The organism is Nocardia sp. CA-135398 (genome assembly GCF_050955845.1).
Classification (GTDB): domain Bacteria; phylum Actinomycetota; class Actinomycetes; order Mycobacteriales; family Mycobacteriaceae; genus Nocardia.
The window spans coordinates 3,194,948-3,209,236 of record NZ_CP192084.1 but is presented as its reverse complement, the minus strand read 5'-3'; the positions used below and the strand labels follow the sequence as shown (position 1 = coordinate 3,209,236).

The following is a 14,289-nucleotide window of genomic DNA, read 5'->3' as shown; positions in this document are numbered from 1 at the left end:
TTCTCGGCGGTGGGTTCAGGGGTGGCGGCGGATGCCTGCGGACATGAGGGCGGCTGCGGCGCAGAGGGCGCCGGCGATGTACCAGGCGAGGGTGTAGGAGCCTTGGACGTCGCGGATGATGCCGGCACCGGTGGCGGCTATGGCGGAGCCGATCTGGTGTGAGGCGAAGACCCAGCCGAAGGCGACCGGGCCGTCGGCGCCGAAGAGTTCGCGACAGAGCATGACCGTCGGCGGGACGGTGGCGATCCAGTCCAGGCCGTAGAAGACGATGAATACCCACATGCTCGGCTGGGTGTCCGGTGCGAACAGCGAAGGCAGGATCAGCAGCGACAGTCCGCGCAGCGTGTAGTAGCCGACCAATAGGTAGCGGGGGTCGGCCCGGTCGGTGAGCCAGCCGGAGAAGATGGTGCCCGCCACATCGAAGATGCCGACCAGTGCCAGTAGGCCCGCGGCGGTGGTCGGCGGCATGCCGTGATCGTGTGCGGCACTGACGAAGTGGGTGCCGACCAGGCCGTTGGTCGATGCTCCGCAGATCGCGAATCCGCCTGCGAGCAGCCAGAATCCGGGGCTGCGCGCGATCGTGGTCAAAACCGTCAGGGCGCGGGTCGCGCCGCCGGTCGCCTGCACGCGCAGTCCAACTGTGCTGCCGGGTTCGGCACCGTAGGCGAAAACGCCTGCGTCACTGGGGAAGTCGCGGATGAACAGCAGGACAAGCGGCACCACGGCCAGCGCGACAGCCGCCACGATGAGCGAGGGCACCCGCCAACCGTGTGCGTGTGCCACCGCGGATACCAGCGGCAGGAAGATCAGCTGGCCGGTCGCGCCCGCCGCGGTGAGCACGCCGGTCACCAGACCGCGCTGGCGCACGAACCAGCGGCCGGTGATCGTCGCCACGAACGGCATGGACATCGATCCGACGCCGACTCCGACCAGGAGCCCCCAGGTGGCCATCAAATGCCAAGGCTGGGTCATGAAGACGGTGAGTCCGCTGCCCGCCGCGACGAGCACCAGGGCGGATGCCACCACACGGCGGATACCGAATCGGTCCATCAGCGCCGCCGCGAACGGTGAAATCAGGCCGTACAACAGCAGATTCAGCGAGACCGCTGCCCCGATTGTGCCGTGCGACCAGCCGAACTCCTCGTGCAGCGGATCGAGCAGCACACTCGGCACCGATCGGAACGCGGCCGCGCCCAAGAGCGCGACGAATCCCACACCGGCGACGATCCAGGCGGGATGCAGCCGCCTCGGCACGGAATCGACAGGTACCGTAGGCGTCCGCAGTTCAGTCACCCGCTGAGCGTGCCGGAATTTCGCGGATCGAACGAGTGGCCGGAATGCCATAAACCGCCAAGATCGTGCCAGTCACGGCCGAGCCGAAACCGGCTCGACAACCATCGTGGGCGACACCTACTGTGTGGCGGGGTACGAGACGGGAACTCTCTCAGCGTCAGTGATGTGCGACACATCCGCGCCAACCCGGCGCGGGCGGCGCCGAATCGCCGGAAGATGCGACAACTGCACGCCGGCGGCGGCGCGGAAACTCCCGCCAGGAAACAGGAGAAAGCATGATTCGGTGGGTCTGGGCCTTCCTCGACCGCCCGACGCAACGTTTCGACGAATGCGCGACATTCTGGTCGACGATCACCGACACCCAACTCTCGCCGCGTCGCGGTGAGAACGACGAATTCCTCACGCTTCTTCCAGATCCCGCACTCTTCGCCGATGCGGGCGTCAAGATGCAGGCGGTGACCGGACTCGGCCGGGTACACCTGGATCTCGACGTCGACGATGTCACCGCCGCGGTCCGCATCGCACTCGACCTCGACGCCGAACTGGTCGCCAACCACAAGAGCTACGCCGTGCTGCGCTCCCCCGGCGGTCAGATCTTCTGCTTCACTCCCAACGGCCGCGCGAAGGGTACTCCCGCGCCGGCAGTGCGCGCCCCGGACGGCACCCTCACTCGCCTCGACCAAGTCTGCCTCGATATCGGCCCGACCGACCACGCCGCCGAAACCCGGTTCTGGACCACTCTCACCAACTGGGACCTGACGCAGGGCCGCCTGCCCGAATTCGGCCGGCTGCGCGCGAAAGAGTCGATGCCCATACAGCTTCTGCTGCAGCGTCTCGGCGAGGATCGGCCCGCCAGCGCGCATATCGACCTCGCCTCCGCCGATATCGACGCCACCGCCGCCTGGCACCAGTCCCTCGGCGCGACCCTGGTCGAACGGCACGAGCACTGGATCGTCATGTCCGATCCCGCCGACGCGCCCTATTGCATCACCGGCCGCGACCCGAACGGCGTGTGAGACCGCACGAGCGCTGTCCATGTGACACGACGGACACGTTTCGGTTGCTGGCTTGTCGCGGTGGCAGAGTACCGGTGTGCCTACCAACCAGACGACCACCGGATCGCTGCTCACCGCGCTGTGCCCCGATCTGCGGGCCGCGCTGATCCGCGTCGGCTACAACGCCGACACGCTGCTGGAAGTGCTCGGCCCCGACGTGCACGCCGCACTTGGCCGCTCCGAACCGGTACCGGTACGCCGGGCCGCTCGGCACGCGGGCGCGCTCGGCACGCTGATCCGTCTGTTGCTGCTCGGTGACGCACTGCCCGAACGCGACGTCGCGGCCGCACTGATACCGGTGGATATCGACCGCGCGGTGGCAGCCGGGCTGCTCACCCGCGACGGCGACGATGTGCGCGCGGCGCTCGACCTGCGCCCGCTCGACGCAGGCGAAGGCACCCGCTGGATCCTGTCCGACCTCGACGATTCCATGTTCCGGCGCACGCTGACCGAGGATCACGTGCTCGGCGTCGGGCACGCCTCCCTCTCGCTGTTGCGCGCCACTCCCACCCGCCACGTCGGTTCGGTCCTCGACCTGGGCACCGGCTGCGGCGTGCAGGCCGTCCACGCTGCCGCGTACGCGGACCAGGTGACCGCGACCGACGTGAATCCGCGCGCCCTGTGGTTGGCCGAGGCGACAGCCGCACTCAACGGCCTCGATATCGAACTTCTGCCTGGTTCGTGGTTCGAGCCGGTAGCCGGGCGCCGCTTCGACCAGGTGGTGGCCAATCCACCGTTCGTTGTCGGCCCGGCCCGCATCGAGCACACCTACCGCGACTCCGGCCTTGCCCTCGACGGCGCAAGCGAATTGGTGATCTCGCAGGCACCCAACGTGCTCGCACCGGGTGGCACCGCCGCGATGCTGGCCGCGTGGGTACATGTGCACGGCGAGGACTGGCGCCAACGCGTCTCGTCCTGGCTGCCCGCGCACGGCGTCGATGCCTGGGTGGTCCAACGCGATGTCGCCGATCCGGCGCTCTATGTCGGAACATGGCTGCGTGACGCGGGTTTGGATCCGCGCGACCCGGCCGCACAGGCCCGCGCCGAACAATGGCTCGACGCATTCGCCGCCGCCGATGTCGAGGGCGTCGGCTTCGGCTTCGTCTATCTGCACGCCATCGACGGTCCGACCGAACTGCTCGCCGAGGACTTGACGCATGGCTTCGACGATCCGCTCGGCGCCGAGGCCACCGCGTATTTCGCGCGCTCGGCCTGGTTGCGCCGCGCCGCCGCCGAGGAAAACCTCGCCTTGTCAACACGTTTCACGGTGGATCCCGCGACCGCGCTGGAACGGGTCTATCTGCACCGCGAATTCGGTTGGGAGCAGCAGGTCGCGCGGCTGCACCGCGGCGACGGTCCGCGCTGGCAGCACGAGGTGGACGAATCCACCATCGCGCTCGTCGCGGGAATGCGAGCCGACGGTTTGCCGTTACAAGAGCTGATAGAACTGCTCGCGCTCGCCCACGGACCGGGCGAAGTCACCGAGGAGTTCACGGCCGACGCATTATCCGTGGTGGCCGGATTGGTTCGCCACGGTTTGGTGCGGCCCGTGTAACGAAGCGGCACCCGCTCGCATCCCGCCGGACGCTTTCGCGCACGGGTGGTTCCGACAGGGTGGGGTTCTCAGGAACTTCTCAGACGCACGTGACGGAAACCGCAGTTCAGAGCGGTTTATCGGAGCAGTAGCGGGGAACTTTCTACCTGTCGGGTCCGTTGATCGGAGTGAGACACCACCGACAGGAGGCAAGTCATGACAAGCCCCGCCACCACTCGTGTGCGCACCAGCGATTCGGACCTCGATGCCCAGAGCCCTGCCGCCGACCTGGTACGCGTGTACCTGAACGGGATCGGCCGTACCGCACTGCTCACGGCAGCCGACGAGGTCGAGCTGGCCAAGCGCATCGAGGCGGGCCTCTATGCGCAGCATCTGCTGGAGACCGGCAAGCGACTGTCGGCCACCCGCAAGCGCGATCTGGCCGCCATCGTTCGCGAAGGCCAGGCCGCCCGCTCGCATCTGCTCGAAGCCAACCTCCGGCTCGTGGTCTCCCTCGCCAAGCGCTACACCGGCCGCGGTATGCCGCTGCTGGACCTGATCCAGGAGGGCAACCTCGGTCTGATCAGGGCAATGGAGAAGTTCGACTACGCCAAGGGATTCAAGTTCTCCACCTATGCCACCTGGTGGATTCGTCAGGCCATCACCCGCGGCATGGCCGACCAGAGCCGCACCATCCGGCTGCCCGTTCATCTGGTCGAGCAGGTCAACAAGCTGGCCAGGATCAAGCGCGAACTGCATCAGCAGCTCGGTCGCGAGGCCACCGATGCCGAACTGGCCAACGAGTCCGGCATTCCGGTCGACAAGATCTCCGATCTGCTCGACCACAGCCGCGACCCGGTAAGCCTGGATATGCCGGTCGGCAATGACGAAGAGGCCCCGCTGGGCGATTTCATCGAGGACTCCGAGGCCACCTCGGCCGAATCCGCGGTGATCGCCGGACTCCTGCACCACGATGTGCGCAGTGTGCTCGCCACCCTGGACGAGCGCGAGCAGCAGGTCATCCGGTTGCGCTTCGGCTTGGACGACGGCCAGCCGCGCACCCTGGATCAGATCGGCAAACTGTTCGGGCTCTCCCGTGAGCGCGTTCGTCAGATAGAGCGTGAGGTCATGTCGAAGCTGCGCAAGGGTGAGCGGGCCGACCGCCTGCGCGCCTACGCCAGCTGATTCCCGCAATAGCTCGTGCCGGTGATCCTGGCACGTGACGTCGGACTACTCCGAGGCCGTCCGACTTGGTGACCGGGGACGGTCACCCCGAAACGCCGACCGGTGACCGCGCGTCCCGCCCCCTCCGGGTTCGCGCGAGCCGGTCGGCGAACGTCATTCAATCCCCGCCGAGCCCGTCGTTCTCCGGTTTCAGTACGAGCCCGGAGTTCTCGGCCTGCAGATCGAACAGTATCGCGAAATCCTCCAGCACTCGGCTACTGCCGACGCTGGCCTGACCTAGTGTGCGGTGGCCGCCGCGAGTGGCATCGGCACGTCGAGTTGCCGCGCCGCGCACGGATCGAATCCTTGCGCAGAAGTAGTGGTGGCGCGACGCGTTAGTTGACCTGGACGGACCCGAGGCCGCGATCGAAAGTCCGCCCGACGCGACCACCTTCGCATTGCCGCTGGCCGGTGCGGCCAGGAAGCCGACGCCACCCAGTTCACAGGCCCCGCGAATGGCTGCCCAGGATTCCGTCGAGATGGTCGAGCAGTCCACGACTACCGCAGATCAGTGCGTTGCAGGGCGGCGGGGTCGCATGGGACGGCGGGAGTTCAGCCGAGGCGGCGGGGGCCGGAATCGAAGCGGCTCGGTTGGGGGCCGAAGCGGGCTCGGGCGTAGAGGATGGCGGCAGCGTTGGCGGAGGCGAGAACGGGGTCGAAGGATAGTTCTCGGATTTCGGGGAGGTCGTCGAAGAGGGACGAGACGCGTTGGACGAGTTCGATCAGGGCGGGTTTGTCGACCCGGGGGCTGGCGGGGGTGCCGGAGAGGAGGGGGGCGGCGCGAGGAGCGTCGATGAGGGCGGCCGCTTCATCGGCGGTGAGTGGAAGGGCGCGGTAGGCGCGGTCGCCGAGGAGTTCGATGATCATGCCGGAGAGACCGAATTCGATGACCGAACCGAACGACGGGTCGTCCTGCACCCGCAGCACACAGCCGACGCCAGGGGTGGCCATCTTCTGGATGTGCACGGCGGGGTCACCGCATAGTTCCACCAGATGCGAATAGGCCTGGCGCACAGCCTCCGGGCGCCACAGGTCCAGTCGGACGCCGCTGAGATCCGGTCGGCGCCGCCACATTTCGCCGGTCGCCTTGGCCGCGACCGGATAGCCGAGTTCCTCGGCCGCCGCCACCGCATCGTCGGCGCTGCGGACCTCACGGAATTCGACGACGTGAATTCCGTAGCAGTCCAACAGATCCACAGCTTCGAGGTCGGTAAGCCAACGCCCGTCGGATTCGCCCATCCAGCCCGCGACCAGCCGCCTGGCCCGTTCCGCGTCGATGCCCGCCGGACGCACCACCGTCGATACCGGTTTCGTGCGCCACTGCGCGTACCGGTGCGCCCTGGCCAGCGCCCGTGCGGCACGCTCGGGATCCGGATAGGACGGTATCGACCCGCGCACCGCCGTACCGGCCGTACCGCGCACGGCCAGTAAGTTCGGAATCCCTTGTTCGGCAACGAAAGTGGTGAGAATAGGCTTCGCCGCATCTGGCACGACCGCCGCGGCCTCGCGAATGGCATCGGCGAATCCGGCCATCGGCAGCGGCACCGGCGGCGCGAAAACCACGATCACCGCGTCGATCTCGTCCGAGCGCAGCGCGGCGACCACCGCGTCCAGATAGGCAACCGGCGTCGCGTCCGGCCCCAGGCTCACCGGATCGCCGATCGACTGCTCATCCACCACACGCTCGGTCGGGCGCGGGCGCCGAACACCGTCATCCAGCACCGTGGCGGGTCGCCGGACATCGAGCCCCTCACCGCGCGCGGCATCGACGGCCAGCCAGTTCAACGCCGCGCTATTGCCGATCACGGCGACCCGCGGACCCGCGGGCAGCGGCTGATAACCCAGCAGCGCCGCACAGTCGAACAGCTCGGAAATCGAATCGACCTGAACGATTCCGGACTGCGCGAACAGGTCTCGCACGATGGATCGGTCCATATCACCGGTCGGCTGGGAACGCGCGGCCAATCGCCCACTGCTCACCGCGACGATCGGTTTACTCCGTGCGACCCGACGCGCGATCCGGGAGAATTTGCGCGGGTTACCGAAGCTCTCCAGATATAGCAGGATCACATCGGTGGCGGAGTCGGCGTCCCAGTACTGCAGTAGGTCGTTGCCGGACACATCGGCGCGGTTTCCCGCCGAGACGAAGGTCGACAACCCGAGGTTGCGCGCGGCGGCCTCGCCGAGGATGGCCGCACCCAATGGCCCGGACTGACAGAAGAATCCGATGCGCCCTGGCCCGGGCAGCACCGAGGCCAGAGTCGCGTTCAATGAAATCGAGGCATCGGTATTGGCGATGCCAAGCGCGCTCGGCCCCACCACTCGCATCCCGTGTCCGCGCGCCGCGGCAACCAGCTCGTGTTCGGCAAACACACCGCCATCACCGGTCTCCCCGAAGCCCGCGGTGAGCACCACCAATCCCTTGACGCCCTTGGCCATACAGTCGTCGAGCACCGAGCTGATCGCCTCCGGCGGCACGGCGACCACCGCGAGATCCACCTCGTCGGGAATCTCGCGAACCGTCGGGTAGGCCCGCACACCGCGCACCGATCGCCGATTCGGATTGACCGGGAACACCGGCCCCTGGAACACACCGGACAGCAGGTTGGCCAAGATCACTCCGCCGACCCGGGCCGGGCCCACGGTGGCGCCGATCACCGCCACCGAACGCGGCGCGAGCAGATTGCCGACACTGCGTGCCTCGGAGGCGCGCTCCCGCGAATCGCGCACCGAGAGCAGGGCTTCGGTCGGATCGATGGCGAATTCCAGATGCAGCACCGAACCGTCCCTGGCGCGCTCCACCTGATAGCCCGCGTCACGGAAAACGGTGACCATCACAGTGTTCTCGGCGAGCACCTCGGCAACGAAGGTCTCGATCTTGTTCTCCGCGGCCGCACCCGCCAGATGTTCGAGCAGGATCGACCCGAGTCCGCGCCCCTGATGTTCGTCGGCCACCACGAATGCGACTTCGGCGGCGCGCGGTCCGGTGCGATCGGTCAGCAGTTCGTAGCGGCCGACCGCGATGATCGCCTCACCGAGTACCAATAGCAATCCGACCCGGTCGTGGTGGTCGACGTGGGTGGAGCGGTACAGATCCTTGGGCGAAATCCGCGGGTACGGACCGAAGTAGCGCAGATATCGGGAGCGATCCGATAGTGCCGTGTGGAATTCCTGCAGCCGCTGCGCGTCATCGGGCGTGATCGGGCGCAGTCGGACTACGCCGCCGTCGGAGGCGAGCACATCGGCGAACCAATGTTGCGGTGGTGGTGGCGGCACCGCGGGCGTGCTCGGAGATTCCGGGACGGGCGGGTTCTCAGTCACGGGGGTCCTCCGGATCCAGGCCGAGCAACCCGAAGGTGGCTCGGCGCGTAGCCAATACGGCCGTATCGATAGCGCGTTGCGCGCGATCGATACGCGCGTCCCCAGTCTCCCCGGTGCCGCCGGGACCATCCCAAGGGCGGTAGGCGGTGTCACCACCATCACCCATCGTGCGCGGCGGTTCGACGGTCGGCGCCGCGGAGCGGATCATATCGATCCAGTCCTGCGGCACCGTGGTTTCCGGTGCGATGGTGCGGTCCAGTGCGGTCGCCAGCAGATGCGTCCACGCGCGCGGCACCACCCGTACCAGCCCGTAGCCACCGCCACCGACGGCGAGCCACCGGCCTTCGGCGTATTCGTCGGCCAGATCACGCATGGCGATGAAGGCGGCGCGTTGACCGTCGACGGTCAGTTCCATATCGGCGAGCGGGTCCTCGCGATGGGTGTCGACACCGCATTGGCTGACCACGATCTGCGGTCGGAAGGCCGCGAGCGCGCCGGGCACGATCGCGTGAAAGCCGCGCAGCCACTGGGGATCCCGGGTGCCCGGCAGGACCGCCAGATTGATCGCGGTCCCCTCGGCGGCGCCGTGACCGGTCTCCTCCGGCCAACCGGTATTGGGCCACAGGGTGGCCGGATGCTGATGAATCGAGATCGTCAGCACGCGCGGATCGCCGTAGAAGGCGCGCTGCACACCGTCCCCGTGATGCACGTCGACATCGATGTAGGCGATCCGATCGAATCCGTTGTCCAGCAGCCAGGAGATGGCCACGGCCGCATCGTTGTAGATGCAGAATCCGGCCGCCGAATCCGGCATCGCGTGGTGCATTCCGCCGCCGATGCTCACCGCGCGCCGAGTCCGCCCTTGGGCGATCTCGCGTGCGGCGGCCAATGTGCCGCCGACGATCACCGAGGCCGCCTGATGCATCCGCGGGAATACCGGATTGTCCGGTGAGCCGAGACCGTACGGCGGTGCGAGCGGCGCACCCGCAGGTGGTGTGGCATGTTCGACGGCATCGATGTAATCCGCGGTATGGATGCGGAGCAAATCGGACACTTCGGCCCGCTCGGGCACCAATCGCTCGACACCGTCGAGTAATCCGAGACTTTCCGCCAGGGCCATGGTGAACTGCAGGCGCGCCGGTTTCATGGGGTGCTCCGGCGTCCACGCGTAGTCGAGGAAGCGGTCGGTCCAGACGACGGTCCCGGATCGCGTCTCGAGATCACCTTCGTCGAGCGGCGCGGACTGTTCGCCGTGCGGTGCAGTGGCCATGCTCGCAACGCTACGCGGGAAGGTAACGGCCCCGTTGGACGTTCGTATGCAGTAGAAATACAAGCAAGAGCGAACACGGTGACAGGCCGTGCGCCGACAGAATTCCCACAGCGCAGTCACGGGTGTAGCGCGAGACCACGCGGCACGCGGGGGGGCCGGCGTGCGTGGGTAGAATTCGTGCCGACGAAGGGGTAACAGGTGAAGGATCTGGTCGACACCACGGAGATGTACCTCCGTACCATCTACGACCTCGAGGAAGAGGGCGTGGTGCCCCTGCGTGCGCGCATCGCCGAGCGCCTCGAGCAGAGTGGCCCGACGGTCAGCCAGACCGTCGCTCGGATGGAACGCGATGGTCTGCTGCTGGTCGCCGGCGATCGCCATCTCGAACTGACCGAGAAGGGCCGCAGCATGGCGGTCGCGGTCATGCGCAAGCATCGCCTCGCCGAGCGGTTGCTCGTGGACATCATCGGGCTGGACTGGCAGAACGTGCACGCCGAGGCGTGCCGGTGGGAACACGTCATGAGCGAGGACGTCGAGCGGCGGCTGGTCGAGGTGCTCAACCACCCGACCACCTCTCCCTATGGCAACCCGATTCCGGGGCTGGACGAGCTGGGCATCATCCCGTCCAGCGGCGCCGACGAGACCCTGGTGCGGCTTTCGGATCTGCCGCATGGACAGGTGCACGCGGTCGTGGTGCGCCGCCTCGCCGAACACATCCAGACCGATCCCGAGGTCATCGGCCAGTTGCGGGAGGCGGGCGTGGTGCCCGATGCCCGGGTGACGGTCGAGACCAAGCCCGGATCGGTGGTCATCACCGTGCCCGGTCACGAGGGTTTCGAGCTCTCGGACGAAATGGCCCACGCCGTCCAGGTGAAGTTGGTCTGAGACGTGAAACTTCTGGTCACGGGTGGCGCGGGTTATGTCGGTGGCGTCTGCGCGCAGGTGCTGCTCGAATCGGGGCACGAGGTCGTGGTGGTCGACGATCTGTCGACCGGCAATGCCGAGGGCGTGCCCACCGAGGCGCGATTCGTCGAGGGTGATGTCGCGGTCGCCGCGCCCGCACTGCTCGAGGCCGAATCCTTCGACGGCGTACTGCATTTCGCGGCGCAGTCGCTGGTCGGCGAGTCGGTGCAGCAGCCGGAGAAGTATTGGCACGGCAATGTGGTGAAGACGCTCGAGCTGCTGGAGGCGATGCGTCGCACCGAAACGCCGAGGCTGGTCTTCTCCTCGACCGCGGCCGTATACGGCGAACCCGAACGGGTGCCGATCACCGAGGACGCGCCGACCCGACCGACGAACCCCTACGGCGCCTCCAAGCTGGCCATCGACCATGCCATCACCTCCTATTCCATCGCACACGGTCTGGCCGCGACCAGCCTGCGCTACTTCAACGTCGCGGGCGCCTACGGCGGCCTCGGCGAAAACCGGGTGGTGGAAACCCATCTCATCCCTCTCGTGCTCCAGGTCGCCCTCGGTCATCGCAAGGCGATCTCGGTCTTCGGCACCGACTGGCCCACCCCCGACGGCACCGCGGTCCGCGACTACATCCACATTCGCGACCTCGCCGACGCCCACCTGCTGGCCCTCGGCTCCGCGGAATCCGGCACGCATCGCATCTTCAATCTCGGCAGCGGCACCGGTTTCTCGGTCCGCGAGGTGATTTCGGCCTGCGAGCGGGTCACCGGCCTGCCCATCGCCGCCGAGGACGCACCGCGCCGCGCGGGCGACCCGGCCACGCTGATCGCGTCCAGCGACCGCGCCGTCACCGACCTCGGCTGGCAGCCCAAGCACAACAATCTCGACGAAATCGTCGCCGACGCTTGGGAATTCCTGCGCGACCTCGGCCCGCTGGCACACAGCGCGAAGTAAGCGAGTTCACCATCGAGCGCGGTCACATGGTGGTGCTGTACGTGCCGCGACCACCATGTGACTCGCCGAATCACCTCTGACCACCCGAGAACGCGCTCACCGGAGAACCGGCCCCAGGTCGATGCCGAGGTCCGCGGCGATGCCGAGCCCGCAGTAGGCCAGGCGGCGCAACGTATCCGGGCGCATCCCAGTGCGCAGGGAAATCTCGAGCAGACTCGCCATGGAATGGGCGGGATCCGCTTCCAGCGCCGCTTGCAGCGCGATCCCTGCGAGCGGCCCGTCACCGCGGATGTAAGCGCTGTAGCCGAGAAGTGTTGCGGCGTCGGCGCGGTCGCCGCCCGACAGCGCATGTGTCAGTGCCACCCACAGGGTTTCGGCAGGGGCGGCGTCGGATCCGACCGCCAGCCCGAACAGCGAATCACGCACCGTCCGATCACGCAGTGCCGCGGCCAGTTCCGCGTATTCCCGCGCGTCGAGGGCCACACCGGAATCGATGTTGGCTATCTGCCACAGCACGTGTTCGAGCGCCCGCCGGTGATAGCCGTCGGGATCACCGCGCCGGACGGCGGCCGCGTACCGCTCGTGCGCGAGTGCGCGGGCGCTGTCGAGATAGACCGCGACCTGTTGCGCCAGCTCCTCGTTCGGTGCCACCAGATCGGTCAGCTCCGAGCGGGTGCCCCGGATCGGTCGCCCTTCGAGCACATGCGCCACCGTCACCATCGATGCCGCCGGATCCGGCAGTGTCCCACGGTGATCCGCATCGAGCAGACTCCACCACCGCTGCTCGGCCTCGATGGCGCGCACCGCCCAGGCACCCTCGAGGTACACCTCGCCCCGGGCCAGTCGCCGCGCGAACGCCGCGATGAGCGTGCCCCACGTGCCCGTACTCCCTGCACCGTTTCGGCGCGTGCGCCGTGGTTCGCGTGCCCGATCATCGATGATTACCGCGAGTACTTCCGTCGCGCCCTCCGCGGCACAGATATGCGAAACGCACTCCGCATACGCCGCCGCGAGGCCCCGCCTGCTACCACCCTCCTGATCCAGATCGAACCGCACCACCGCCTCGATGATCGGACTTCGCGCCGCGCTCCCGCCTCGCAGCACAGCCACCACCAGCGACCGCTCCGGCACGAATCCGACCATGGCGGGCACCGCCACAATCAATTCACCGGGATCGTCGACATGCAGCGAATCGCCCGCAAGACGATCCCCGAATTCCGGTGGCGGTTCCGCACAGATTCCCGGGCGCAACTGTTTTCCGAAACCACGTGTGCACTCCGACGATCCATCGTCGACATCCGGATCGAAGAAGGCCAACGAATCGATGCGCGCCGAGATCTCGTCCAACCACACGGCTTCAGGACCTTCTGTTGTTCGGTCCATTCGCACACCGCCGCCCGTATCCGCGACGTCACGCGAATGCTCGACATCGCATGGGCCCGGGCCACCGACTCGCGGCGGGCGAGCGGATTTGCGGAGGTGAACGGCGGGGCTCGGGCAAAAATCGGGGCGCTGCGATGCACCATCACCTGGATCTCCGAGGGCGGCAGCGGCGTTCGTGGAAGTCGTCATGCATCGAGGGTGCGCTCACCCACCTCGAAACCCGCGATGTCGACCTGGGGATTTCGCGGGACCCAATTGTCCTGTGGAAAACACTTGGACTGTGGACGAATCGAGGATCACACACCAGAACGGCGGTGACCATGTCGGTGCTACCTGCTACTGTCCGGCTGCGAGCTCCAGCTGCCGCTCGACGGAGCCCTCCACATTCACCCCTTCTTGACCTTCAGCACCGCCGCCGTGAACAACTCGTCCAAGGCGGCGGTATCCGGCTTCGCATCACCGAATGTCATGTACGTCACCGTGATTCGCACATCGGCGATCTGCCCGGTCAGTGTCTGCATCGACTGCGTCAACCCGGCCGCGCTCACCTGCGGCGCCACCGTGCGGCGCAACGCGAGCGTGTCGTCGGCATCGATCGGCGGCGGCGCCTGCAAATCGGTGGTCACCGTCGTCGTCGCACCCGCCCGGCTGACGTGCACCTGCCGACAGCGCTTCACCTGGTCACGCAAGGCCGACAACGGCTGTCCGGTCCTGGTCAACTCCACGGTCATCGTGGCCCGCGTCTGGTTGTCGGTGCCCACCGCGATGGCCGTCTGATTCGAACCGAATTGCTGAGCGGGCGGGGCACACCCATCCGGTTGCACCGTCGAACCGCGCCCGACCCCGGTCAGATCCCCCGCCGCCTGCGCCGCCGCTTCCGCTGGCAGCACCACGGCCTCGTACTCGGCCGGGAACTGCGCGGGATCGGGCAGCAGCGTCGAAAGCTGTGCCGCCACATGCCGGGTCACCGTACTCGGTCCGGAGCCGACCGGATGGCCGGTCACCGTCGACGCGCAGCCGGTGAGCAGCATCGCACTCGCGGCGAGGGACACCCAACCCGAGAGCCCGAATCCGCGTGGTCCCCTGCGCGTCGAATTCGGCACGGTCACCGCTCCACTGTGCCAAACTCCCCGTGTCCGCCCGCGATGCCACGCCGATTCCTCGAGCGCGGCGGGAATGTGCGGGGCACGACCGATGTTGCCCTGTCTTATGGGTCGGTGTCGCCTGTGGCAACGTGTGTCGGTGCCATGGGGGACAATGGACAGTGGTTGACCGCCGCGAATTGCCCAACAGGCCTGTGAACCTGGAAGCTCGCATCGGTGAACCGCGCAGGAAGGAGA

11 protein-coding genes are annotated in these 14,289 nt (G+C 67.5%); 5 read left to right on the top strand and 6 right to left on the bottom strand.

Going from position 1 to position 14,289, the window contains the following annotated elements:
* Positions 1–15: 15 nt before the first annotated feature.
* The gene (locus ACQP1T_RS14115) at positions 16–1,344 is read right to left on the bottom strand and encodes an MFS transporter (protein WP_433760579.1); all 1,329 of its coding nucleotides are present in this window, start codon (positions 1,342–1,344) and stop codon (positions 16–18) included.
* 224 nt (positions 1,345–1,568) lie between these two features.
* On the opposite strand from ACQP1T_RS14115, the gene ACQP1T_RS14110 reads away from it, so the two are divergent.
* From ACQP1T_RS14110 to ACQP1T_RS14100, 3 genes are all read left to right on the top strand, one after another.
* Positions 1,569–2,309 carry a VOC family protein gene (locus ACQP1T_RS14110; RefSeq protein WP_433760577.1) on the top strand — a complete coding sequence of 247 codons (741 nt, stop codon included), beginning with the start codon at positions 1,569–1,571 and terminating at the stop codon, positions 2,307–2,309.
* Positions 2,310–2,385: 76 nt separating this feature from the next.
* A complete protein-coding gene (locus ACQP1T_RS14105; protein ID WP_433760576.1) occupies positions 2,386–3,903 on the top strand; it encodes a DUF7059 domain-containing protein in 1,518 nt (505 codons plus the stop codon).
* A 195-nt stretch (positions 3,904–4,098) separates the two neighbouring features.
* Positions 4,099–5,067 (top strand): sigma-70 family RNA polymerase sigma factor, encoded by a 969-nt coding sequence (locus tag ACQP1T_RS14100; protein WP_397045490.1) that lies wholly within the window; start codon positions 4,099–4,101, stop codon positions 5,065–5,067.
* Between the two features lie 157 nt (positions 5,068–5,224).
* Here ACQP1T_RS14100 and ACQP1T_RS14095 read toward each other — a convergent pair whose 3' ends face one another.
* From ACQP1T_RS14095 to ACQP1T_RS14085, 3 genes are read right to left on the bottom strand one after another with little or no spacing between them, the layout of a single operon-like run.
* Positions 5,225–5,602, bottom strand: a complete 378-nt coding sequence (locus ACQP1T_RS14095; RefSeq protein WP_433760575.1) for an NAD(P)-binding domain-containing protein — start codon at positions 5,600–5,602, stop codon at positions 5,225–5,227.
* Positions 5,603–5,658: 56 nt separating this feature from the next.
* Positions 5,659–8,427: a GNAT family N-acetyltransferase gene (locus ACQP1T_RS14090; RefSeq protein ID WP_433760573.1), complete on the bottom strand. Its 2,769-nt coding sequence runs from the start codon at positions 8,425–8,427 to the stop codon at positions 5,659–5,661.
* Complete coding sequence (locus ACQP1T_RS14085; RefSeq protein ID WP_433760572.1) at positions 8,420–9,697, bottom strand: acetoin utilization protein AcuC; 1,278 nt, start codon at positions 9,695–9,697, stop codon at positions 8,420–8,422. The genes ACQP1T_RS14090 and ACQP1T_RS14085 overlap by 8 nt, the downstream gene beginning before the upstream one ends.
* Before the next feature lie 198 nt (positions 9,698–9,895).
* Between ACQP1T_RS14085 and ACQP1T_RS14080 the strand changes: the two genes are divergently transcribed.
* On the top strand, positions 9,896–10,582 hold the full coding sequence (locus ACQP1T_RS14080) for an iron dependent repressor, metal binding and dimerization domain protein (RefSeq protein WP_433760570.1): 687 nt from the start codon (positions 9,896–9,898) through the stop codon (positions 10,580–10,582).
* A 3-nt stretch (positions 10,583–10,585) separates the two neighbouring features.
* Entirely contained in the window at positions 10,586–11,566 is a 981-nt protein-coding gene (gene galE, locus ACQP1T_RS14075) for a UDP-glucose 4-epimerase GalE (protein ID WP_433760568.1), read from the top strand.
* Between the two features lie 96 nt (positions 11,567–11,662).
* On the opposite strand, the gene ACQP1T_RS14070 is transcribed toward galE, so the two are convergent.
* Positions 11,663–12,949 (bottom strand): DUF4192 domain-containing protein, encoded by a 1,287-nt coding sequence (locus ACQP1T_RS14070; protein WP_433760566.1) that lies wholly within the window; start codon positions 12,947–12,949, stop codon positions 11,663–11,665.
* A gap of 386 nt (positions 12,950–13,335) precedes the next feature.
* Complete coding sequence (locus ACQP1T_RS14065) at positions 13,336–14,058, bottom strand: sensor domain-containing protein (RefSeq protein WP_433760565.1); 723 nt, start codon at positions 14,056–14,058, stop codon at positions 13,336–13,338.
* Positions 14,059–14,289 lie beyond the last annotated feature (231 nt).

What these genes read in the sequence shown, in the direction of transcription:
- ACQP1T_RS14070 (WP_433760566.1), bottom strand. Translation starts at nt 12,949, where the DNA reads ATGGACCGAACAACAGAAGGTCCTGAAGCCGTGTGGTTGGACGAGATC.
- ACQP1T_RS14110 (WP_433760577.1), top strand. Translation starts at nt 1,569, where the DNA reads ATGATTCGGTGGGTCTGGGCCTTCCTCGACCGCCCGACGCAACGTTTC.
- ACQP1T_RS14100 (WP_397045490.1), top strand. Translation starts at nt 4,099, where the DNA reads ATGACAAGCCCCGCCACCACTCGTGTGCGCACCAGCGATTCGGACCTC.
- ACQP1T_RS14115 (WP_433760579.1), bottom strand. Translation starts at nt 1,344, where the DNA reads ATGGCATTCCGGCCACTCGTTCGATCCGCGAAATTCCGGCACGCTCAG.
- ACQP1T_RS14085 (WP_433760572.1), bottom strand. Translation starts at nt 9,697, where the DNA reads ATGGCCACTGCACCGCACGGCGAACAGTCCGCGCCGCTCGACGAAGGT.